General features: G+C 66.3%; 27 protein-coding genes and 6 tRNA genes. 31 read left to right on the forward strand and 2 right to left on the reverse strand.

What is annotated here, in order from left to right:
- Positions 1–7 precede the first annotated feature (7 nt).
- From ACFVAJ_RS19160 to ACFVAJ_RS19220, 13 genes are all read left to right on the forward strand, one after another.
- Positions 8–87: transfer RNA gene (locus ACFVAJ_RS19160), tRNA-Thr, on the forward strand.
- 44 nt (positions 88–131) lie between these two features.
- Positions 132–434, forward strand: a complete 303-nt coding sequence (locus tag ACFVAJ_RS19165; protein WP_376946979.1) for a hypothetical protein — start codon at positions 132–134, stop codon at positions 432–434.
- A gap of 7 nt (positions 435–441) precedes the next feature.
- Positions 442–514, forward strand: a tRNA-Arg gene (locus ACFVAJ_RS19170).
- A gap of 20 nt (positions 515–534) precedes the next feature.
- Positions 535–1,008, forward strand: a complete 474-nt coding sequence (locus ACFVAJ_RS19175; protein ID WP_376946981.1) for a hypothetical protein — start codon at positions 535–537, stop codon at positions 1,006–1,008.
- A gap of 28 nt (positions 1,009–1,036) precedes the next feature.
- Positions 1,037–1,483 (forward strand): hypothetical protein, encoded by a 447-nt coding sequence (locus ACFVAJ_RS19180; RefSeq protein ID WP_376946983.1) that lies wholly within the window; start codon positions 1,037–1,039, stop codon positions 1,481–1,483.
- Positions 1,484–1,619: 136 nt separating this feature from the next.
- Positions 1,620–1,871, forward strand: a complete 252-nt coding sequence (locus tag ACFVAJ_RS19185) for a hypothetical protein (RefSeq protein WP_376946985.1) — start codon at positions 1,620–1,622, stop codon at positions 1,869–1,871.
- A gap of 384 nt (positions 1,872–2,255) precedes the next feature.
- Positions 2,256–2,663, forward strand: a complete 408-nt coding sequence (locus ACFVAJ_RS19190; protein ID WP_376946987.1) for a hypothetical protein — start codon at positions 2,256–2,258, stop codon at positions 2,661–2,663.
- A gap of 92 nt (positions 2,664–2,755) precedes the next feature.
- Positions 2,756–2,826: transfer RNA gene (locus ACFVAJ_RS19195), tRNA-Gln, on the forward strand.
- Between the two features lie 56 nt (positions 2,827–2,882).
- A tRNA-Thr gene (locus ACFVAJ_RS19200) sits at positions 2,883–2,954 on the forward strand.
- 58 nt (positions 2,955–3,012) lie between these two features.
- Positions 3,013–3,086, forward strand: a tRNA-Pro gene (locus tag ACFVAJ_RS19205).
- A 37-nt stretch (positions 3,087–3,123) separates the two neighbouring features.
- Positions 3,124–3,399 (forward strand): hypothetical protein, encoded by a 276-nt coding sequence (locus ACFVAJ_RS19210; protein ID WP_376946989.1) that lies wholly within the window; start codon positions 3,124–3,126, stop codon positions 3,397–3,399.
- Between the two features lie 211 nt (positions 3,400–3,610).
- Positions 3,611–4,399 (forward strand): tRNA(His) guanylyltransferase Thg1 family protein, encoded by a 789-nt coding sequence (locus ACFVAJ_RS19215; protein WP_376946991.1) that lies wholly within the window; start codon positions 3,611–3,613, stop codon positions 4,397–4,399.
- Between the two features lies 1 nt (position 4,400).
- On the forward strand, positions 4,401–5,009 hold the full coding sequence (locus ACFVAJ_RS19220; RefSeq protein WP_376946993.1) for a hypothetical protein: 609 nt from the start codon (positions 4,401–4,403) through the stop codon (positions 5,007–5,009).
- A 4-nt stretch (positions 5,010–5,013) separates the two neighbouring features.
- Here ACFVAJ_RS19220 and ACFVAJ_RS19225 read toward each other — a convergent pair whose 3' ends face one another.
- On the reverse strand, positions 5,014–5,658 hold the full coding sequence (locus ACFVAJ_RS19225; RefSeq protein ID WP_376946995.1) for a hypothetical protein: 645 nt from the start codon (positions 5,656–5,658) through the stop codon (positions 5,014–5,016).
- 69 nt (positions 5,659–5,727) lie between these two features.
- Here ACFVAJ_RS19225 and ACFVAJ_RS19230 point away from each other — a divergent pair.
- Both ACFVAJ_RS19230 and ACFVAJ_RS19235 read left to right on the forward strand, forming a co-directional pair.
- Positions 5,728–5,801 (forward strand) — tRNA-Cys (locus tag ACFVAJ_RS19230).
- Positions 5,802–5,878: 77 nt separating this feature from the next.
- On the forward strand, positions 5,879–6,385 hold the full coding sequence (locus ACFVAJ_RS19235; RefSeq protein ID WP_376946997.1) for an HNH endonuclease: 507 nt from the start codon (positions 5,879–5,881) through the stop codon (positions 6,383–6,385).
- A gap of 231 nt (positions 6,386–6,616) precedes the next feature.
- Here the strand turns inward: ACFVAJ_RS19235 and ACFVAJ_RS19240 are convergent, their stop codons facing one another.
- The gene (locus tag ACFVAJ_RS19240) at positions 6,617–7,828 is read right to left on the reverse strand and encodes a hypothetical protein (RefSeq protein ID WP_376946999.1); all 1,212 of its coding nucleotides are present in this window, start codon (positions 7,826–7,828) and stop codon (positions 6,617–6,619) included.
- Positions 7,829–7,995: 167 nt separating this feature from the next.
- Between ACFVAJ_RS19240 and ACFVAJ_RS19245 the strand changes: the two genes are divergently transcribed.
- The 16 genes from ACFVAJ_RS19245 (at position 7,996) to ACFVAJ_RS19320 (ending at position 18,694) form a co-directional block, all read left to right on the forward strand.
- The gene (locus ACFVAJ_RS19245; protein WP_376947001.1) at positions 7,996–8,736 is read left to right on the forward strand and encodes a class E sortase; all 741 of its coding nucleotides are present in this window, start codon (positions 7,996–7,998) and stop codon (positions 8,734–8,736) included.
- A gap of 8 nt (positions 8,737–8,744) precedes the next feature.
- A complete protein-coding gene (locus ACFVAJ_RS19250; RefSeq protein WP_376947003.1) occupies positions 8,745–8,918 on the forward strand; it encodes a hypothetical protein in 174 nt (57 codons plus the stop codon).
- Positions 8,919–8,923: 5 nt separating this feature from the next.
- Positions 8,924–9,388, forward strand: a complete 465-nt coding sequence (dut, locus tag ACFVAJ_RS19255; RefSeq protein WP_376947005.1) for a dUTP diphosphatase — start codon at positions 8,924–8,926, stop codon at positions 9,386–9,388.
- Between the two features lie 272 nt (positions 9,389–9,660).
- Positions 9,661–9,984 carry a hypothetical protein gene (locus ACFVAJ_RS19260; RefSeq protein ID WP_376947007.1) on the forward strand — a complete coding sequence of 108 codons (324 nt, stop codon included), beginning with the start codon at positions 9,661–9,663 and terminating at the stop codon, positions 9,982–9,984.
- 48 nt (positions 9,985–10,032) lie between these two features.
- Positions 10,033–11,178 carry a hypothetical protein gene (locus tag ACFVAJ_RS19265; protein ID WP_376947009.1) on the forward strand — a complete coding sequence of 382 codons (1,146 nt, stop codon included), beginning with the start codon at positions 10,033–10,035 and terminating at the stop codon, positions 11,176–11,178.
- A 61-nt stretch (positions 11,179–11,239) separates the two neighbouring features.
- Positions 11,240–12,013: a sortase gene (locus ACFVAJ_RS19270; RefSeq protein ID WP_376947011.1), complete on the forward strand. Its 774-nt coding sequence runs from the start codon at positions 11,240–11,242 to the stop codon at positions 12,011–12,013.
- The gene (locus ACFVAJ_RS19275) at positions 12,010–12,498 is read left to right on the forward strand and encodes a DUF6993 domain-containing protein (protein WP_376947013.1); all 489 of its coding nucleotides are present in this window, start codon (positions 12,010–12,012) and stop codon (positions 12,496–12,498) included. The genes ACFVAJ_RS19270 and ACFVAJ_RS19275 overlap by 4 nt, the downstream gene beginning before the upstream one ends.
- A gap of 256 nt (positions 12,499–12,754) precedes the next feature.
- Positions 12,755–13,327 (forward strand): hypothetical protein, encoded by a 573-nt coding sequence (locus ACFVAJ_RS19280; RefSeq protein ID WP_376947015.1) that lies wholly within the window; start codon positions 12,755–12,757, stop codon positions 13,325–13,327.
- Between the two features lie 64 nt (positions 13,328–13,391).
- Positions 13,392–14,486, forward strand: a complete 1,095-nt coding sequence (locus ACFVAJ_RS19285; RefSeq protein WP_376947017.1) for a type II secretion system F family protein — start codon at positions 13,392–13,394, stop codon at positions 14,484–14,486.
- A 59-nt stretch (positions 14,487–14,545) separates the two neighbouring features.
- Entirely contained in the window at positions 14,546–15,079 is a 534-nt protein-coding gene (locus tag ACFVAJ_RS19290; RefSeq protein WP_376947018.1) for a hypothetical protein, read from the forward strand.
- Positions 15,080–15,202: 123 nt separating this feature from the next.
- Positions 15,203–15,616: a hypothetical protein gene (locus tag ACFVAJ_RS19295; protein WP_376947020.1), complete on the forward strand. Its 414-nt coding sequence runs from the start codon at positions 15,203–15,205 to the stop codon at positions 15,614–15,616.
- The gene (locus ACFVAJ_RS19300; protein WP_376947022.1) at positions 15,613–15,879 is read left to right on the forward strand and encodes a hypothetical protein; all 267 of its coding nucleotides are present in this window, start codon (positions 15,613–15,615) and stop codon (positions 15,877–15,879) included. Before ACFVAJ_RS19295 ends, ACFVAJ_RS19300 begins: the two co-directional genes overlap by 4 nt.
- Positions 15,879–16,322, forward strand: a complete 444-nt coding sequence (locus ACFVAJ_RS19305) for an SLOG family protein (RefSeq protein ID WP_376947024.1) — start codon at positions 15,879–15,881, stop codon at positions 16,320–16,322. Before ACFVAJ_RS19300 ends, ACFVAJ_RS19305 begins: the two co-directional genes overlap by 1 nt.
- 2 nt (positions 16,323–16,324) lie before the next feature.
- Positions 16,325–16,666: a hypothetical protein gene (locus ACFVAJ_RS19310; RefSeq protein WP_376947026.1), complete on the forward strand. Its 342-nt coding sequence runs from the start codon at positions 16,325–16,327 to the stop codon at positions 16,664–16,666.
- Positions 16,667–16,684: 18 nt separating this feature from the next.
- Positions 16,685–17,770: a hypothetical protein gene (locus tag ACFVAJ_RS19315; RefSeq protein ID WP_376947028.1), complete on the forward strand. Its 1,086-nt coding sequence runs from the start codon at positions 16,685–16,687 to the stop codon at positions 17,768–17,770.
- A gap of 51 nt (positions 17,771–17,821) precedes the next feature.
- A complete protein-coding gene (locus tag ACFVAJ_RS19320; RefSeq protein ID WP_376947073.1) occupies positions 17,822–18,694 on the forward strand; it encodes a CAP domain-containing protein in 873 nt (290 codons plus the stop codon).
- The last annotated feature ends 33 nt before the right edge of the window (positions 18,695–18,727 follow it).

Consider the following 18,727-nt stretch of genomic DNA (forward strand, 5'->3'; position numbering starts at 1 on the left):
GCACCACGCCCCGGTAGCTAAGCGGCCGAAAGCACCTGCCTTGTAAGCAGGTATCCCACACCGCCGGTTCGAATCCGGCCCGGGGCTCTGACAATCACCGATCTCACACGGACTCCGCGCATGGAAGTTCCATGAAGAAGATCATCACCGCCGCACTCATCGCCGCCGCCGCGATCGCCCTGACCGCCTGCTCGACCATCGACGCCGGAGAGATCACCGCGAAGAAGTTCGAACCGGAGCACACGTACACCACGTACTCGTGCGTCCAGTACGACAAGAACGGGATCTGCAAGATTCAGATGCCGCAGCAGAACCACGTCGAGGACCGGTACCGGTTCAACCTCGAAGACGGCGATCAGACCGGCTGGGTGTACGTCCCTCAGTCCACCTACGACGAGTACCAGGTCGGGGACTGGTACGGCGCCGGCGAATAGGAACCCCGCCCCAGTAGCTCAGCGGATAGAGCAGCCGTCTTCTAAACGGCCGGTCATCGGTTCGAACCCGATCTGGGGCACCGCCGCGCATGTGCTCAACATGCGAACCAAGACCAAGACCCCTGTCATCGCCGAAGCCGCTGGAGCTGCAGAGGAGTCGTCAGCCCAAAGCGATGCTCCCTCGAAGGAGTCCTCCGAGACCCCCGACACCCCACTGCCCGCGCCCGCCGGGCCCTTGCGTCGCGGGTGGGAGGCAATTCGGAGCTGGGAGTTCCTCATCAACCCCTACTCGATCGCAGTGTCTCTCCTCGGCGTCCTAGTGGTGTGCGCCGGGATCGCAGTCATCTGCGTCTTCATCCAACGGGACGCCAAGATCTCCGAGTTCACGGACGAGGCCCAGGACACCTACGGCATCAAGCTGACCGACAATGCTGCCCGCACGCTCCTGTACACCAGCAGCGCCGTCGCCGTCAGCATCGAAGGTGATCTCGTCGCGATCACCGGAGCCACCGACCAGCACGGTGAACGGCGTCTGTTCTGGAACAACGGAACCGAGGAGCTTCCCACCCGCTGACCCAAGGTCGTCCGCGCATGTGACCTGCATGCGCACCAAGACCAAGACCGCCGTCATCGCCGGAGCCGCGACCCTTGCGGTCGCCGCAGGTGCTGCCGCGGTCGCCGCCAAACGGAGTGCACCGGCGCCGCGGGTCACCACCAAGTGGAACGACACCGAGCACGGCCCCAGGCACGTCACACCGCCGAAGTACAACCTCGAGGAGATCTTTGCGTCCATGATCGCGATCTTCGCGATCGGTGCGTTCCTCTTCTCCCTCTGCTGGGCATATCAAGGCCCGCATTGGGAGATCGTCGACAACGCAAAGCAGCACGGCGTCGAACTGACATATTTCCAAGCCGTGAGCCTCACCAGGACACACCGACCCATCGCCGTCGAAGTCAACGGCGAAACCATATGGCTCACCACCGGCATCAACGAGGAAGGCCACTACGAACTCCTCGTCGACGGCCGAGAGGAGCTGCAGGCTCAGTGAGCCACGCCGGGCTGAAGCCGGCACACAGACACTCCGCTCGCAGACCCCGCGGTGCGCGGCTGAGTTCGACAGGCTCGAGCCCAGCCGCGCATGGCCGTGCCGAAGCAACCAGACCTACGACCAGAAGGCCAACACCATGACCTCCGACGACTTCCAGTACCTCGGTCCAGCGCCCGCCGCGATCTCGCGCAGTAACGAGCCGCCGGTCGGCACCTGGGTGATGGACCGTCACGGCGCCGCGACCTACCGTCAGGAATCCGGCTGGGGAGAACCTGGCTTCGCGCCGCTCGGCGTGTGGACGTCGATGTGGGATGCCCGCGGCCCGTACGTCGAATGCGGGCCCTGGGGGATGTCGCTGGACCCGACCGCGACCGAGCGGATCCGCTGAGCTCAGCACACCGGCCGCCGACCGGGGCGGCCGGTTCCCGCGCATGTACTGTGCATGTCTCCACGTTTCCCGCGGCCGCCGGGAGCGGCTCCTCGCCCCACTGCATCTGACCAGGCGGCGCCGGCCGCACAACCACAACCGCGCTCGAGCTCGGCCAAGCCCGCGAAGCGGAAGCCTCCCACCGTCCCGATCCTCATCGGGTCCGCAGCGCTCCTGGTCGCGGCGATCGTCGTTGCGACGGTCGTTCTGACCGGCACATCCAAGCCGACAGGAACGCCTGCTTCCGGGACTCAGGAGCCCGCTCCGTTCGACCTCTACGGCGATGCGCTGAACCAGCCAGGGCCGGCACCTGCCGGCGCTGAGCATGGCGACCCGAAGAAGCCGGTGAAGTTCGGGACCACTGTGACCGTCGACACTCCCGAGGAGGCGGTGTGGGAGGTCGCGATCGGAACCCCGACCGTGAACGTCACCGACCAGGTCGCCGAAGCCGCATGGGAGAACCCCGTCCCGGAGCCCGGGTACGTGTATGCCGCAGTCCCAGTCTCGATGAAGTTCCTCGGCGGGAAGACCGGCGACCCGGCAGAGCTGAAGTTCACGTTCCGTGCGTCTGACGGGACGGTGTCCAGCCGTGCGTTCGTCGTGTTCGACGGACAGCTGGCAGACGTCGTTGAGGTGCCGGAAGGTACTTCGACGATGGGGACGGTCATCTTGCAGGTTCCGGCGGACAAGCCCGGCGTCTGGGGTGTCGAGCATGCCGTGCTCGGAGGCCCGGTGTACTTCGCGGCCGGCTAGGCGGTCTTCCGCGCATGGAGTGCGCAAGCGGGACGGATTCGTCCCGCAACCCGGCCAGTCGGTGACGCAGGTCCCGGCTGGCCGGAGCATGGTCCCCTTTGGTGTAGCGGCAGCACAACGCCCTTTGGAGGCGGGAGCCCTGGTTCGAACCCAGGTGGGGGAGCGATGCACGGGGTTCCCGCGCATGTAGTACACGTACCGGGTGAAGAGCCCGGATACGCCCTTGTAGCTCAGTGGTAGAGCACTCCCTTGGTAAGGGAGAGGTCCAGGGTTCAATTCCCTGCAGGGGCTCGTGTCCGGGATGTCCGGACTCTCGCAGCGCCGAACGGGTTCATTAGGCCTGCGATCCCGGGATGTAGCTCAGCTTGGTAGAGCGCTCGCTTTGGGAGCGAGAAGTCGCAGGTTCGAATCCTGTCATCCCGACTTTTGTCCCACCACGCCTGATGAGAGGATCGCCACCGTGCCCACTGTGAAGCTCACCGAAGCCCGTCTCCGCGTCCTCCGTGACGTCGACACCGGCGTCATCGAACACCGCATGAAGCTGAAGGGCATGAAGGACTCGGAGGCCGGGTACCGGCACGCCGGAGTCTGGCAGACGCCTCGGCAGTCGGTGTTCGTGTGGCTCGAAGCCGAGGGTCTCATCCGGAAGGGCGCCCCGAACATGCACGGCACCCAGGTGCTCCTCACCGCCGCCGGCCGCACAGCGCTCGAGGAGAACGCCGACCGGCCGTTCTGAACCCGGGCCTTTTCACTCTCCGTGCGGTTTTCGTCTTCGCGAAAACCAACAGAGACTGAAACGCCATCCCGTCGGCACCGCACATGTGATCCGCGAAGTCCGCGCGTTCAGTTTCCGTCGACGTTCAGTTCCCCTGAACCCGCGCAGAAACTGAACATCACACCTCCGTCCGCACCGCGCATGTGGTCAGTGAACCGGAAGGAGGCGGACCGTGAGCCGCGACCAAGACCCCACCACGCAGAGTTCATCGTCGCTGTTCGGCGAACGAGAGTCCGCGGCGAAAACCCGCCTTGACGGCACACTGCCGGTGATCGTCCGCGTCGACGGAGTACGCTTCTCGACGTACACCCGCCACCTGCAGGCACCCGCCGACGAGTCGTTCATCGAAGCGATGAACGCCGCGGCGAAAGCGATCGCGAAGCAGATCCCGCAGGTCGAGTACGTGTTCGTGCAGTCCGACGAGGTGAACGTCCTCATCCGCCCGTCCGAGACCGGTGACCTGCCGTACGGCGGCGGTGTCCAGAAGCTCGCGTCGATCTGTGCTTCGGTCGCGTCGACCGCGTTCAACGCGCAGCGGATCCTCGACGACGGCGACCACATGGCAGTCTTCGACGGCCGCGCGTTCAACATCCACCCTGACGAGGCCGGCCGGTACTTCCGATGGCGCCAGCAGGTCGGATGGGCGAACTCGATGACGATGACCGCCGGGGTCTGGTACTCGCACAAACGCCTCGACCGCATCAGCGTTCCCCACAGGCGTGCGCTGATCGGTGCGATCGGAGAGGACCCCGACTTCACCCCTCACGGATTCCGGCACGGCCGGCACCTGTACCTCGAGATGACCTCGGGGGTGTCCGAGTTCACCAACACGAAAACCGGGGAGACCGGGACTGCCGAGTTCAACCGGCTGAAGCCGGTGTTCGGTGACGCCCCCGAGCGCGGGATCGCGGAGTTCGTCGACAGCAAGGCTCGGCTTCGACCGGGCACGCGGGAGGAGTGACGTGCAGTACCCAAAGCTCGACACCGAGTTCGACTTCTTCACCTCGGACCACCACTTCGACCACGATCGGATCATCCCCTTCTGCGACCGTCCGTTCTCTTCTACCGGCCACATGAACGGCGAACATATCGCCAGGTGGAACCGGAATGTGAAGCCGTGGCACAAGGTTCTCCACCATGGCGACCTGAAACTCGGGTCGTTCGAGAACGGGGTGATGTTGACTTCCGCCCTCAACGGCGACCGGTACCTCCTGCCCGGCAACCACGACCGGCTCTCGAAGGCGACGAACAAGCCCGCCTACATCGAGAAGTTCCGCCCGGTGTACGAAGCCGCCGGCTGGACGATCCTCGACGAGGTCGTCGAACTGACGATCGGCGGCCGCCGTGTGCTCGCCAGCCATTACCCGTACCGTGGTGACTCTCGGAAGGACGTCGAACGGTACCGGGAGCACCGCCCAGTCGACACCGGGCTGCCGCTCATCCACGGACACACCCACTCGACCGAAGCAACCCGACCCGGATCACGTGAGTTCCACGTCGGCGTCGACGCACACGACTTCACCCCGGTGCCCCGTGCGACGATCGAGGCGTGGCTCGACACGTTGCCCTGACCGGTCAGCTGGGGTCTGCGGACAGCTCCGCGATCATCCGCTCAGCGAAGATCGCACGGGCAAGCGAGCTCGTCACCTCAGGCTGCCACGACTTCAGCATCTGCTGAGGGGTGAGGCCCGCCTCGAGCTGCTCACGCACCCACGCACGGTCCTCGGCTTCCTCACGGGCTCTGTTGGCCTCGTGGCGGGCGTAGCCCTCCTCGTAGCGCTGCTGAGCCCTGTCGGTCCGAGCGGCCTTGCAGGGGCCGCAGAGACGCGCCTGTGACCAGGAGCTGCGGTTCGTGATCCGCATCATGGTTCCGCACCCGTCGACGCACGGCACCTGCGCCTCGGAAGCACCGGTCAGCAGGTGCACCGCGCCGGGCCCGCCATGGATCGCAAACGCGTCGGAGATGTCCTTCGCGCGGATGTCCGGGTGGTCCCAGTACAGAGCCCTGATGACCTCCCGGTCGACCTTCCGATCGTCGAGCCCAAGCGCGGCGCCGTAGCGGCGGATCGCCGGAGCTACCGCATCCCGTGCCAACTGCAGCCTGCGATCTGCTTCGTCGAGCAGACGCCTGGCGGCAGCCACCTCGGCGGCGGCATCCCACATCCGGGATTCGTACTCCGCCACGACCTCGCCGGCGTCCGGGCTCGTCTGCTCTTCCATACGCGCATGTCTACAGCGGCTCTTGGCCGCATGTCCAATCCATGAGCTCAGCACCACCGAGCTCACCCCGGCGGCTTGCCCGAGAGGCCAGGGGACGGTCTGCAAAACCGTACACACGGGTTCGAATCCCGTAGCCGCCTCCAGTTCCTTCATTCGCTGTGGAGACCCTGCAACACCCCGACTTGAACACCTGCCGAAGAACCGATGAAAGGAAGAGACCGTGACCGCCGTTGTCGTGCTGAACGCCAGCTTCGAACCTCTCGCCGTGGTGCCGCTGCACCGCGCGTTGACGTTCCTTGTCCGCGAGCGAGCAGTCATCGTCGAAGCGGTTCCCGGTGCGTCCTACCGGTCGGCGACCGGTGAGATCCCGATCCCTCGGGTCGTGCAGTTCCGCGAGATGGTGAGGGTCCCGTACCGGTGGGGTGTGCAGCCGTGGTCCCGCCGCGGCGTGCTCGAGCGAGACGGGCGGATCTGCGCGTACTGCGGGCGCGGGGGAGCGTCGACGATCGACCACATCATGCCGAAGTCGCGGTGCACCAGGAACCCGAACCAGTGGATGAACACGGTCGCCTCGTGCAAGGCATGCAACAACTTGAAGGCCGACCGGACACCGCTCGAGGCTGGGATGCCGCTCAGGTACCAGCCCCGAATAGTGACCACTCGCGACAGCATGCTGATCGCGATGGCTGAGACCGGCGCCGACCTTGCGGCGCTCGGGTTCGCCTGAGTTCGGCTGAATGAGTGAGGGCCCGCCGACGGGGTGTTCGGCGGGCCTCTCTTTCGGGTTCCCGCGGGGGCTGCGGGGTTGTGGCTGCGCGCCCTGGTTCCGGTGGGCGCCGGAGGCGTGACGCAGCGGTTCAGGGTACCTCCACGTCGGCTTTCGGCAAAACGCTCGACGGGCATGCAGAAGCCCCGCCGCTCAGACTCGAGCGGCGGGGCTTCTGGTTACGCGCTGGACCTACGCGGTTGCGCCGAGGCGCTTACGCGCCACGAACGCCGCACCACCGGCGGCGAGGAGCGTCAGCGCCCCGCTCAGCGGTGCGAGGAGGCCGAACCCGGTGTCGGGGTGCGACTCTTCCTTCACCTCGGCCTTGACTGCGGCCGGGGCAGCAGGGGCAGCCTTGACGGTGATGGTGCCGGAGGTGTACTCGACGCCTGCGGTGTCGACGATGACGATGTGGTGCTCGCCGGCCGGTGCGTTGGCCGGGATCTTCACGAAGCCGTCGATCTTGCCAGCGGCGTCAGCGGTCAGCGTGCCGAGGAAGATCGGGTCCGAGTGCAGGTAGATCTTCACGACCTCGTTCGGCTTGAAGCCGGAGCCGGTGACTCGGAAGTCCTCGCCGGCGACTGCGTCGCTCTGCTTGACGTCGTTCTTCGGCTCTTCAGCACCGCCGGGGTTCTCGCCACCGGGGTTCTCGCCACCGGGGTTCTCGCCACCGGGGTTCTCGCCACCGGGGTTCTCGCCACCGGGGTTCTCGCCACCAGGGTTCTCACCCTCGCCGCCGCCAGGGTTCTCACCCTCGCCGCCGCCAGGGTTCTCACCCTCGCCGCCGCCAGGGTTCTCACCCTCGCCGCCGCCGGGGTTCTCGGTGTCGTCGCACTCCTCAGCGGTCGCCGGGCGCGAACCAGAGGTAGTTGCGTCGAACTGGGTCTCGCCTGCGACGAACTTCTGCTGGTTCACGTCCCAGACGAAGTCGTACCACTCGGCGCCGTAGTTGGTCCACGTGACCTCGTTTCGCTCGCAGTCGAGCGACTCGGCGCCCGTGTATGCGGCCTTCGTGGTCACGCGCGCTGGCTGGGGCGTGTCGCCAGGGCCGCATTCGGCCTCCGCACGCTCAGCGGTCGTCGAAGCCCGGGTCGTGAACGTCTCCACGCCACCGGTCGGTCCGGCCGGGTCGGCGACCCATGCGCCGATGCCGCCCTGGCCGTCGTCTGCGTTCTCATCCCACAGCCAGTCCTGGTGGATCTCGGTGACCTCACGGATCGGAGTGGTGCCGGCCGCACAGTCCGCCGGTCCGGTGACCTCAGTGACTGCCGCCTTTACCAGGGTTTCTGGCTTCGGCCCCTGCTCGGCCGCGAATGCCGGGGCGACGAACGCTCCCGCCAGACCCGATCCGACGATGGCGCCGGTCAGCGCGAGCGCGCCGATCCGGGTAGTGCTCTTCTTCATGTGATTCCTTGTCATGAATTGCTGTGGTTCACGGCGGCCGTCAGCAGCTGCTTGTAATGCACACGGTCGCCGTAGGAGCGCCCCTGTTCAGGGGACCCCGCTGCTTGCACATGCATCACTCGCCGCAAAACCGAGCAGATTCGCAGGGTCCGGACGCCGACATACACATGCGCGGAAAGACCGCGCATGTAGAAGTCATGCTCCGCAACCGGATCCTCACGATCGTCAGCGAGCTGCTCCTCACAGCCGGAGTGCTCGTCCTGCTCTTCCTCGGCTGGAAGCTGTGGTGGCAGGATTCCGTCGCCGCGAACCAGCAGACTGCCGCTGCGTCAAGCCAGTCGAAAGAGTGGATCGACGACTACGACCACCGGAAACCGGCCGTGCCTCCGGACCGGTACAACCCTCCTGTCGGGGTGGCACCCGCCGCCGGCACCGGTTTCGCCGTCCTCTACGTCCCCAGGTTCGGTGACGACTACCGCAGGAACATCGCCGAAGGGTTCGGCGACCAGGTGCTGAACAGCTTCGATCTCGGCATCGGCCACTACCCGGGCACCCAGATGCCGGGCGAGCTCGGGAACTTCGCTGTCGCAGGTCACCGCTCCGCGTACGGCGGTGCGATGCACTGGATCGACAAGCTGCAGCCGGGCGACCCGATCATCGTGCAGACCGCCGATGGCTGGTACACGTACCGTTTCCGCAGCTCAGAGCTGGTCGAGCCGACCGAGGTCGAAGTGGTGCTCCCAGTTCCCCGTCAGCCGGACGCCGAACCGACGAAACGCACCATCACTCTGATCACCTGCCACCCCCTGTACTCATCGGATGAGCGTTGGGTGGCGTACGGGGAGTTCGAGTCCTTCGCTTCGCTCGACAAGCCGCCGGCAGAAGTCGCCCCTCTTCTCAACCAGTAAGGACCAACGTGTACGCAGCACTGCTTCGCATCCTCCCCGGGCCGCTCTGGCTTCGCATCCTCCTGCTCGTCCTCCTCGCCGCGGCCGCCGTGTTTGCGCTGTTCGCCTGGGGGTTCCCGTGGATCGACTCGATCATCGACCCGCAGGACGTGACGATCGGGCCTGCGTCCGCGCATGGGTGAGACCTATGACCACCATCGCTGAGCTCGAGATCGAGCACATCAACGTCAAGTTCCTCCGCCTCCACGACGACGCGCAGATCCCGAAGCAGGCGACGTTCGGCGACGCCGGCGTCGACCTCCGATCCGTCGAGCCCTATCACCTCGAGCCCGGCGATACCGTCCTCGTGAAGACCGGGTTCGCGATCGAGATGCCGTACGACACGGTCGCTCAGATCTGCTCGCGTTCCGGCCTCGCGCTCAAGCACTCCATCCAGGTGCTGAACGCGCCCGGCCTCGTCGACGCCGGCTACCGCGGCGAGATCATGGTCGTCCTCCACAACGCCGGCCGCCACCCGTTCTCCGTCGAACCGGGCGACCGGATCGCGCAGATGATGTTCCAGCGATACCTCGTCCCCGTGTTCACGGAGACCGACGAGCTGTCGGACTCGGAGCGCGGGATCGGTGGCGGCGGGCACACCGGCGTCGCCTGAACCCGGGCTGAATCAACACCCGAACTGAAACCAGATTCACCCTGAATCACTCCCAGCTTTTACCCAGCCAGGAGCGACGGTTTCCGCCTCGAAGACCCCCTCGAATCGCATACGCTTCCTGAGTCCGGGCACGTTGGGCCGTGCCGCACAAGGACACTCTGCGTTCGGTGTTTCATTTCGGGTTGGCCGAACGAGGGATCAGACGAAGAAGGCCTCCACACCGGGTAGGGAACGTGGAGGCCTTCTTCGTGTCCGCCGCATGCCTTCAAGACATGCTCCACCTCGACTACCCCGCAGCCGAAACCGTCAAGACCTACCTCTCGAGCCTCACCGAGAACGACCGCGCGACCATCTCCGCGAACTCGCTCGCCACCATCGACTACCGGTACTGGCTGCGGAAGTCGAAAGAAGCGGCGATCGCCGCGGACCCAGCCGCAGCCGCATTCCTCGCAACCCTCGACGACGACCCCGGGCTGAACGGCCCGGTCATCGCAGCGCTCGTCGAACCGATCATCGGCCGAGGCGTGCACCGAGCCCAACTGTGGCTCCTCACCGGCGGGTACGACGGACACCTCGAACAGGCGCAAGCCGCGTAATCCGCGCATGGGGTTCACATGCGACCCCAATTCACGACCCTTTTCGACATGGACCGGCCGATGGCCTCCTGGGAGGAAGGCGTCGTCGACCTCGCCAGGAAACTCCACCCCGACGTCGACATCGCCGACGCCGGCACCCGCACTGACTACTACTTCCTGAAGACGACCGCGGAGCCGGAACGCTCCGCAATGCACGACGCCATGAAGCAGCCCGGCCTGTACCGGACGCTGAACGCGGTCGACGGGTCGTTCGACGCGTTCCAAGACATGCTCGACGCCGGCGACGAAGCGTTCATCTGCAGCACCCCGTCGCTCGAGAATCCCACCTGCGCGTCCGACAAGCTCGCCTGGCTCGACCAGCGCGGCGGCCGGCAGGTGACCGAGCGGAGCGTCCTCACTTTCGACAAGACGATCATCCTCGGTGACGCGCTCGTCGACGACAAGCACGAGATCCACGGCGCCCACACCCCGACGTGGGAGCACGTGGTCTACGACTCCGCGTACAACCAGAACACCCCGGGCCCGCGACTCCGCAACTGGCAGACATGGCGGAACCAGATCGACCCGATCCGCCGAACCCCGCGGAACGACTTCCGCAGCCGAGAGCAGCGTCCGTTCACCGTCGTCTGGGACATGGACGAACCGATCGTGCACTGGTACGACGACATCATCCGGAAGACCCGCGCCGACAACCCCGGCATCCGGATCCGCCCGAAAGAGGAGCACCTGCGCTGGGAGCTCCCCAGCTTCCTCGAGCCGGACGAGCTGGAAGCGATCACCCGCACCATGAACACCCCCGGGGTGTACAAGGACCTCACCGAGGTGGAAGGCACCCGTCAGGCGTTCTTCGAGATGCTCGACGAAGGCATCGAGGTGTTCATCGGCACCGCCAGCGCGCTCGACAACCCCACCTGCGCGTCCGACAAGCTGATTTGGCTGAACGACAACTGGGGTTCGGACGCCGCCCACCGCGCCGTCATCCTGCAGGACAAGACGATCCTCGACGCCGACGTCCTCATCGATGACAAGCCGAAGATCACCGGCCGGTTCCAGCCGGTCTGGACGCATGTCGTGTGGGACGACCCGTACAACCAGCAGAGCCCCGGGCCTCGCATGACGGACCCTCGGAACTGGCGGGAGATCGTCTACCCGCTCCGCGAGAAGTGGGAGTGGGAGCGGAAGCAGGCCGCGTGACCTGCAGCCTTCGGGCTGCCGCGCACATTCTGAAGACCACCATGCAGGGGAGGAGGCAGCTGTGAGCCGACACCGATCACCGAGACGACACGTCGACCCGGTCACCGTCGCGCTCGAGCTCCTCCTCACCGCAGGGCTCCTCACCTGCGGGTACCTCGGCTGGAAACTCACCCCCGGCCCACCATCGCATCCCGCCCAGATCGCGCACGCGACCGAGAAGAGCACCGAATGGGCGACTGAGTACGCCTCCCTGTCGCGCAAGACGGCCGACATCGACATCAGCGCGATCGCCGAACAGGCCCACCGTGACCTGGACTCCGAACCGGCCGAGTTCGGCTCGATCGTCGGTGTCCTCTACGCACCCCGGCTCGGCGACGAATTCAAAGTGACGATCCTCGAGGGCACCAACAAGGAGAAGATCCTCGACACCGGATCCGCAGGACGGTACCAGCAGACCGCCATGCTCGGCGGCGCCGGCAACTCGGTGATCACGGCGCACAGGTCCGCGTACGGATCTCCGTTCTGGAACCTCGCCGAACTCCGCATCGGCGACCCCATCTACGTCGAAACCGTCGACGGCTGGTACCAGTACCGGTACCGGAACTCCGTCTACGTCGACCCGTCCCACGTGTCCGTCCTGAACGACTGGCCTGACACGGAGAACATCGGGTTCGACCACCTGCTCACCCTGATCTCCTGCAACCCCAGGTACGTCGCCACCGAACGTGTCGTTGCGTACTCGTCATTCGTGTCGTTCACACCACGATCTGAGCCGGCGCCCGCCGACGTCCAACCGCTACTCGACATCGAAGCGGATCAAGGAGTCCACTGGTGAGCACCCGCACGAACCTCGCCCTCGCAACCGCGGTCGCCGGCACCCTCGGCGTGGCAGCGATCCTCTGGTCGTTCGTCATCCAAGCCCCGGCGCCCGTTCCACCGAAAGCGCCTCCGGCAGCCGTGGAGACCAACGACCCGAACTTCGAACCGGCGCCGCCGCCGTCCTACGGAGAGACGACCACAGACGCGGCCGCGAAGCTGTTCTTCGACGACGTCGCAGGGCAGGTGGCTGCGACCGGCTCGATGGACGGTGCCGTCTACGCCGCAGCTTTCGTTGCCGCCGGCGTGCCTGGCGAGCTGATCGAAGTCACCGAGACGCGCACCCCGGTCGGCTACGAAGCCGAGACCGTGCAGTTCTCAGTCCGATGGGAAGACCGCTGCGTCATCGGCGACGTCGGCCACGGGAAGTTCACCTCCCAGGCGATCGAAGCCACCCACTACGGAACCTGCCTGATCGGATCAACCCGGCCGCGCGACTGGTAGCTCGCCGCATGCCTCCCCTCTGTGAGCGCGCACCTTGCGCCTACAGAACCCGGGCAAGGAGCTGGCCATCGACGCTGACGAAGGAGAGAAGCTTCGAGCGTGCATCCGCTCCATCCCCGAAGACCGCGACCAGTACGGTGCGTGGTGGTCCAGTGAAGACGGCCGATGGCTGTACGAGCGGATCGCGGACAGCTTCGGGGTTCCGATCTCCTCTTGGCTGAGACGACGGTTCGGGACGCCGTGCGACCCGTACGACGTGTCGAACACCGCTGTCGACATCCTCGCCCGGCCGACCTCGCTCGCCGGGCTGAAGAACGCGTACGAACAGTGGACCTACCTGTACGCGATGATCCGCCGCGAGCTCAGCAAACAGCTCGGCGGGTTCTTCCGCGTCGACGTCGGCGGAGACCTCACCGGGGTGTGCGAACAGCCTCCGCCCGAGTCACCACTCACCTCGGTCGATGAGGCAGTCGATCAGGTCACCATGTTCCTCGCCCCGCACGCCGGCATGACAGCTGTACGCCTCCGCGGGCTCGTCTCCTACTTCGCTGAACGCGGCGACCGGAACCTCTCCCATCTGCACTCAGCCGCAGCGAAAGACCCTGATCTGCTCGAGCTCGGATACTGCCGACGGGAGATCCTCGCCGCCGCGAACGCCGTCCTCGGCGCCCGCCCCCGCCACTGGGAGAGCTCCCTGCTCGCCGAGGTGATCCGCGACCGCGACTGGACCCCGGAGGTATCGGCGTCGCATCGCGCCTCGATCGAGAAATTCAGGAGGCGGATGTCGGGACACAGCTCATGCGGTCACGCTTCAGCGCAGGCAGCGTGAAGCCCGGGTCGCCGCATGTCAACACCTCGAATGCCCTGGCCCGCGCAACCCAGCAGGAGGACACATGACCGACGCGCTCGCATCCAACCCGTATGAGACGGAAATGCTTCGCGGCCGACGAGCTAGCGAGAACGTCATCGCTGAAGCGCTCGACTACCTCTCCACTCTCCTGCTCGTCGAGAACGACCACGCAGCGCTGACGGCAGCAGCAGCGCGGTTCAACCGATACGACATCGGCCGCTCCTTCGCGCGTGCGGCCGCAGGCCTTGAGCTCGGCACGATGACACTTCGACAGGTCCTCGCCGCGGAACCGGTCATCCCGATGTCGGTGCGCCGGCTCGTCGAGTACGACAACGAGACCTCCGTTGCGGAGATCCTCGCGGGAGCCGCCGGGCGAATCCAGACCCGTCGTCCGCTCGAGCGGAGGCTCAACGGGTTCGCCGTGCCAGGCGTCACCATGCTGGTCGCCGCAGCCGCGCTGCTCTGGATCGACGCAACCTTCATCGTCCCGGAGTACGTGAAGACGTTCGAGAAGCTGAACTCCGACGTTCCCAGTGCGGCCGGAACCGTCCTCGACATTGCCGCGGCCGCACAGCCAGCTGCAGCCGCGGCTGCGCTCTTCCTCCTCGGCGCCGCGCTGATCCTGAACGTCGGCAACCTGTTCGCCGCGTTCCGGAACGTCACGCAGCGCGCCCTGTTCCTCGTGCCGGCACTCGGTCAGGCTGTGAAGCTCGACGGGGCAGCCAGCTTCCTGACGGTGCTCGGCCAACTCCTCAGATCCGGAGCCTCGCCGGAGGTCGCGATCGCAGCGGCCGGCGACGCTGCCGGGTACGACTCGTACCGGGCTGACGCGTACCGTCTCGCGGCGAAGGTGCAGTCCGGGGAGGTCGCACCGGTCTGCCTCGACGAGCTCCGACTCCTCCCCGAGGAAGTGCGCGCGCTGCTGCACGGCCGCGAGCTCGACCAGAGAAGCGCCGTGGTCGCTGACCGCGCCGCATCGAAGATGCGTGCCGCGTCGGACGAGCAGCTGGAGACCTTCGCTCGGACCGTCGAGCCGTTCGGGATGTTCGCGACGTACTCGGCGGCGATTCTCATCGTCGTCGCGGCGATCCTGCCGCTGTTCGCGGTCGCACCGGCAGTCGCCGGCTACGCGGGGTGACAGCGGCAGCCCTCGCTGGTGACCTGCAAGATCTGACGTTCCGGAAACCGGGACCTTGGATGTTCATCGGCGCGGTCGGGCTGTCGTCGGCGATCGCGTCTGCGCCGGCAGGGTTCGCGTTCCAGGGTACGTTCACCGTGGTCGGGGTCCTGTCCGCATGGTTCTGCCAGGCGGTGAATCGGCATGGCCGCGTGGAAGCCTGGCAGGCGGTGCTGTTCGTCGTCTTCGCTGTCGTCGCGATCATCGGCGGTGTGACGTCCACCCCGGGCGGGTCGCTACTGGCTGCCGCCGCGGTGTTCGTCATTGTCGCAGCGGTGATGTCAGTCCTGGCTGCAGGTGGCGCCGCCGGTCCCGCTGATGTCGTATTGGTGTCACTGGTGCTCTCTGCCGCGGGATCGGTTGACCTGCTGACGGCTCTGCTGTGCGCGGCCGCGGTGATCGCCGTGAACGCTGCCTCCTCCGCCCGGCTGTGGCTTCGGCATCGCAGCGTCGAAGCATCACCGCCGATCGCGATACTCATCACCGCCGGGGCTCCGGCAGGTCTTGCAGCTTCGTTCTGGTTCCGCCCGGAGCTCGTCGCGCTCCTGCGTTGAACCGCGATCCCGCGCATGTCGCTGATGAACTCCCGCAGAAATCGCGGGCGAACAGGAAGACAGCATGCGACGAACGCCAACAGCCTCCGGCACCGGGACAACCAGATCATCCGGCGGCGCCCGATGACCGGGCGCGCTCAGCTCGGCGGCCTCATCCGACCCACCGTGACCGGCGACGACCTCCGCGACCGCGCCGCAACCCGGTTCGAGGTGTACGACGTACCGCTCACAGGTGAAGAGGGCCCAGCCGTCATCGTCGCCGGAGTCGGGCACGACCACCACGAGCTCGTCCGTTTCGTGACGAACACGGACGTTCCGCTCTCCTTCCGTCAGTACCCGGGGCTTCACTCCGTGGTCCGAATCGACGAAGGCCGCTTCGCATGGCGCAACGACGAACTCGTCGACTCGCCTCGAGGGGTGCCGGCGACCGTCATCACCGAGGTGCGGAAGTCCGCGCGCGTCGACGCGCCCTCGATCGATGACGAGGCACCTGCCGGCCTGTTCGAGAGCTTCCTGCTCGGGCGGGAGGCCGCATGACGGACCTCCATGTGCTCGCAACCGAGCAACGCCTCACCGACCAGGACCTCGTCGCAAGCTTCGAAACCGTCGTCCTCGCACTGCCCGAACTCGACCAGCTCGACTTCCAGACCAGGGCGGTGCTCGCCGGGTCCATCGCCCAGATGGAGAACGCCAAGCAGAAGCGGATCTTCAACCTGCTCGAGCTCGCCGCACACCGCCGAGACCAGGCGGTCAAAGAGCGTCTCCTCACCATGGCAACCGAACTTCTCGGGGTGGCCTGATGGTCTACACGATCCTCATCACCGGCAGCCGTGAGATCAAGCACCGAGAGACGATCGCCGACGCCATCAAGGAGACATGGGTGAACGCCGGCCGGCAGCCGATGGTCATCCGCCACGGTGCAGCTCGAGGAGCCGACCGGCTCGCAGGCCAGATCGCGAAGCAGAACAGGGACCGGCTCACCGAAGAGGTGCACCCGGCGAACTGGCGGCTCCCGAACGGCGAGAAGGACCCGCTCGCTGGCTTCACCCGCAACCAACGAATGGTCGACGCCGGCGCCGACATCTGCCTCGCGTTCCTGAAGCGCGGCGAGAAGAACAGCGGCACCCGGGACTGCATCCGACGAGCGAAGAAGGCGGGAATCCCCGTCATCGAAACCTGGGAGGAATTCGACGATCCGGCACCCGAGCCGGACACCCTTCCCGAACCATCTCAAGGGGACTGAGCATGTACGCAAGCACCTTCGAGCACAACGGCTCGGACTACACCATCATCCACATCGACGGCCGCGAGTTCCGGGTCCTCGAGCAGCGCCAAGAGCACTGGGGGACCACCGACGGCATCCACGTGACGACCCTCGACGCGGAGTCCGGGTCGACCCCCACGATCCTCGCGAACCTCGCGCGAGCCTGGATCGACGCGAACCCGGCAACCCTCGACGTTGGGATGAAGGTGAAGGTCGGGAGCCTCTACGGCGAAATTCTGGCCTTTCATCAGGGGACCTGTCTCGTGTCGATCCCCGGCCGCCGGCCGGAACCGTATCCGGCGAAGTCACTTCGGCCCGCATGACAGGTATTGTCGGGCGCAATGATGACCACATCGCCGGCAGAACCTTGCATCGTCCGTGACGAACTCGACGTCCGCGCGCTCGCGTACGCGCTGACCAACCCGCAACGCGGGCGTGTGTTCGTGCTGATCAGCACCCCGAGCAACGAGCACAACCAGCCCCACTTCAACGCTGCCCACATCGCCGCTGCGGTCGCCGAATTCGCCGACGTCTACGTCATCCCCGCTGGGGCCCTGTCGTTCCAGTTCACCGATCTCGTGCCCGACAACCTCCGCGTCTACGGAGGTGCCGCCCGGGTCTACCCGGCCCCGCCCCTGCCGATGCACGCCGGTCGACTGGTGCTCGCGTATGACCAAGAGGAAGGCGAACGTCGACTGCCGGGGCTGATACAAGCGGCCATAGAAGCCCGAGACGGCGTCACGAGAACCCATTACTCTTACTCAACGCAGACCGCTTCGGCGCGCACCGAAGCGCACCACGCCACCGAATCAACGGTCGCGACCACGGAGCTCGAAGCTCTACGCCAATCGAACGAAACGCTCCGCTCGAGGCTTGAGCAGATGCGACGCGAACATGCTGGCGAGATCCGCTCCGAAATCCAGACCTCCAACGACCTCCGCGCGAAACTCGCCGCCCGCGGGAACGGGAAGACTGCGCGGAAGAACGTCACCCCCACCGAACCGCCCGCCGCGGAGGTGCCCTGGGACGCGTTCCTCGACCCTGGAGAAGCGGTCCGGTTCGCTCTCTACGCCGCCTGGGTGAACCGCGTCCCAGCACAGGACAAAGCTGAGTTCCCTTTGCCGGCGTTCGGTATCGGGCACGACTTCGCCGAGTCGCTGCGCAGTCACGACCCCGCCGTACAGCAGAAAGCGCTCCGCTGCGCGGTCGACGTCCTCACCGGAAGGCTCGGCACCCGCGGCATCCACCCGCTTCGCACCGGCCGAGGCGGCAACGACCTGCCCGTCATGAGGGACGACGGCGCCGTATGCATGCGTGCGTACGTGGAGAAGAACACGGCGTCCGCACGCCGCCTCCACTTCTGGAAACTGCCAGACGGGTCGCTCGAGCTGTCGAGGGTGAACGTGCACGACGACGTCACACCCTGACACCGGTTTGCGTGACCGCACACATCTTCAAGCAACAGCCGAAGCTTGGAGGTGCAGATGCGGCGACGTGCAACCGCGTTCCTGGCGATCGTTCTCGCTGCGCTGCTCATCACCCCAACGGTGACGCAAGCCGGCACCAAGGAGGACGAGGTGTTCTCCATCGTCAACCAGCACCGCGCGAACGCCGGCCTCCGAAACCTCATCAGAGACCCCACCCTGGACGCTGTCGCCCGGGAGTGGGCGGAGTACATGACCAGGACCGGGAACTTCGACCACTCCAGCAACGACTGGAGAGCCGCGCGGATCCCCGGCGGGTGGCAGACCAACGGTGAGAACATCGCCGAAGGGTTCGGTACTGCAGGTTCCGTGATGGAAGCCTGGATGGCTTCACCCGGTCACCGTCAGAACATCCTCCAGCCGGTGTACACCCGCGTCGGGATCGCGTTCGACCAGGGCGGGTACGAATGGGTTCAGATCTTCGCCGGCTACCCGTCCGACACGGCACCGCCGGCGCCGGAACCCGCGCCGAATCCGGAACCTGCACCTGACCCGGCCCCTGAGCCGTCGAGCCCAGACGACGTGGAGAACGAAACCGCTGCAGCGGAGCCCCCGGCGCCGCCACCACCTCCGGCACCCACCCCGAAACCGGACACCCTCACCCGCCCGGACATCCGAGGCCCGAGCTCACCGCTCACCAACACCGACCCCGGCAGCCAGAACGTGAAAGCGGAATTCGTGACCGCGGACGGCGGCATGATCGGGTCTGTCGGCCCGGTCACCGCGTATACGTCGACGTTCAGGGAGACCTCCGGCGCCCCGATCTTCGCGATCACCGCCTCGTTCATCGCTGCGACAGGTCTGCTTCTGTTCGCCGGCGGTACGCTCGTTCTCGCCGCAATCCGCCGAGACCGCCGGTTCCGTTGAACCCCCGCGCATGAGGTCTCCGACGAAGGAGAG

It is taken from the genome of Agromyces sp. NPDC057679 (genome assembly GCF_042799635.1).
Taxonomy (GTDB): Bacteria; Actinomycetota; Actinomycetes; order Actinomycetales; family Microbacteriaceae; genus Agromyces.